The sequence below is a fragment of the uncultured Campylobacter sp. genome (assembly GCF_938018145.1).
Lineage (GTDB): Bacteria > Campylobacterota > Campylobacteria > Campylobacterales > Campylobacteraceae > Campylobacter_A.
In genome coordinates, this window is the sequence record NZ_CALIII010000036.1 from 1 (window position 1) to 2,156 (window position 2,156).

The 2,156-nt window shown below is 45.3% G+C and carries 1 protein-coding gene and 1 pseudogene; both read right to left on the reverse strand.

Annotated elements, in window-relative coordinates:
• Positions 1 to 207: 207 nt before the first annotated feature.
• A complete protein-coding gene (murF, locus tag Q0338_RS00845) occupies positions 208 to 1,644 on the reverse strand; it encodes a UDP-N-acetylmuramoyl-tripeptide--D-alanyl-D-alanine ligase (RefSeq protein ID WP_298085109.1) in 1,437 nt (478 codons plus the stop codon).
• A gap of 290 nt (positions 1,645 to 1,934) precedes the next feature.
• Positions 1,935 to 2,156 (reverse strand): annotated as a pseudogene (locus Q0338_RS00850) (alpha/beta hydrolase); the annotation flags it as partial.

A 2,156-nucleotide genomic window follows, 5' to 3' on the forward strand; every position in this document is an offset into this window, starting at 1 on the left:
CTAAAACGGGCTTGTTGCAATATAATTATCAATTAAAACAGATACTTGCAGAAAAATTGGCCAAAAATAAGCGATAGAATTTTTAAATTTTAGCTAATAATGCCACAAATTATAGTGTAAATTTTTGCTTTATAGTGTCAAGCAGTAAGCCTATAAATCTGGTCTAAAGACCAAATTTTAGCCGTCCCAAAACCCTCAAATTTACGCCTACATAAAGCTCGGAGCGTCGTTTGAAAAAAGGATCAGATCGCCGGCTTTGGTGTTTTGCGCCAAGGCTTCTTGCATTTTTGATTTGTCCTTGATGACGATGACTTTTGGCCTGCTTAGGTGCTTTAGCAGCGCGACGGCGTTTAGCGAGCTTGTTAGCATAACGATATCAAAGGTTTTGTTGATGATCTTGCTTAGTTTTTCGTTCTCCTCGTCGCTGCTCTCCATGATGCCGGGCGTCACGAGCACCTTGCGCCCCTCGTAGCCGGCGACTAGCTCGTAGCTCGCGCTCATACCGTTAAAGTTACCGTTAAAACCGTCGTCGATGATGATTTTGCCGCCGGCATCGATACGCTCGAGTCTATGCTCGACGTTTTTTAGGCGCGCAAGAGCTGCGGCGATCCTGGCCTCGTCTAACCCCAGATATAGCGCGGTTTTGACGCAGACGGCTAGGTTTGCGGCGTTAAATTTACCAAGCAGCGGCGAAGCAAATTCCCTCTCGCCAAGCTTAAATTTAACCCCATCCAAGCTCGCCTCCACACCGTTTAGATAGCTATCGTAAATTTCTATCTTTTCGCCCTCGTTTGCCTGCGTGCTGCTGTGCACGAAAGCCTTTTCTAGGCGCTTTGAGCTAAGAGCCTCAAGCTTCGTGGCGCGGATATTTTCAAGCGTCTTAAAGTACTCGATATGCTGCGCGCCGATCTCGCCGACGATGGCGATCTGCGGGTTCAAAAACTCCGTGATCTGCGCGATGTCGCCTTTTAGGCGTGCGCCGGCCTCGGCGATATATATCTGCGTACCGACGGCAAGTTCGTTGTTTACGTCTTGGATGAGGCCTGCTAGCGTGTTTACGCTGCGAGGGGTTTTGCGGCAGGCGAAGTCATTTTTAAGCAACTCAAATAGGAAATTTTTGATGCTGGTTTTGCCAAAACTCGCCGTTATCATGATGATTTTAAGCTCAGGCATCGAGGCTAGCTTTTTGCGCGCGCTGTTTTCGTAGGCTTTAAATTTAGCCTTTTCCAGCAAAAAGCTAAGCGCAAAAGATACCACGAGCGGCAGGACGACGCCTAAATTTACGCGGTACTGCGTCGCTATATAAACGGCGTAGCTAGCGATAACGGCGAGCGCTAAGATAACAAAAAATCGCTTGACTCGCGGCGTAAAAACTAGCTTTTTATCGAGTTTTTTGTGCCAAAGGGCGAGGCTTGGCACCAGTGCAAAGTAAAAATAGATCCAAAAAAATCGCTCCGCCCCGTAAAAAAGCACGATCGGCACGATGAGGAAAAACACGTGCCACAGCGGCCTAGTGAAGTGAAACAGCACGCGCTCAAACTTGTAGGAAAACCACTGAAGGCAGGTGATGAGATAAAATCCCAGCGCAAACGTAAATAAAATCTGCGTCGCGGCAAGGCCGATATTTATGAGGGTTTCGTTCATTTTTTCTCCTAGGTTCGTTTGGGCTGGCTTTCCCTGCCGCTTTTGCCAAATTTGACATTTTGCAGTTTGTTTTGCAGATTTGGCGTAAATTTTGATAGTTTTTTTGTTAAATTTGAGAGCCAAATTTAGCCGCCCTGCTTTATTTTTGTGCCGTAAAATGCAAATTTATCAGCCGAGATTTTACAGATTTTGGGCTTAAATTTAGCTCGTAAATTTGATGTAGGCCTGCCAAACCCGCATAAATTTAATGCTAACCTCTAGATTAAAAGCGCAAATACCAAATTTACGCGCTAGCTTAAATCAAACGTTTGTTGCACCGGCTTTTTGGGGATTTTTTGATCACCCTGCTCATCTTTTGGCAAAATTTGATTTTGATCGTCGCTGTTTAAAACGTCGTTTTTAGGCTCAGGCTTGTCTTGCGCGCTTTCTTGCTCGTCAAACAAATTTTCTTTAAAAACATTTTTTGCAGAAATTTGACCGTTTTCGTCACTCACATCGTCAAGTTGCGGGTT

What these genes read in the sequence shown, in the direction of transcription:
- murF (WP_298085109.1), bottom strand. Translation starts at nt 1,644, where the DNA reads ATGAACGAAACCCTCATAAATATCGGCCTTGCCGCGACGCAGATTTTA.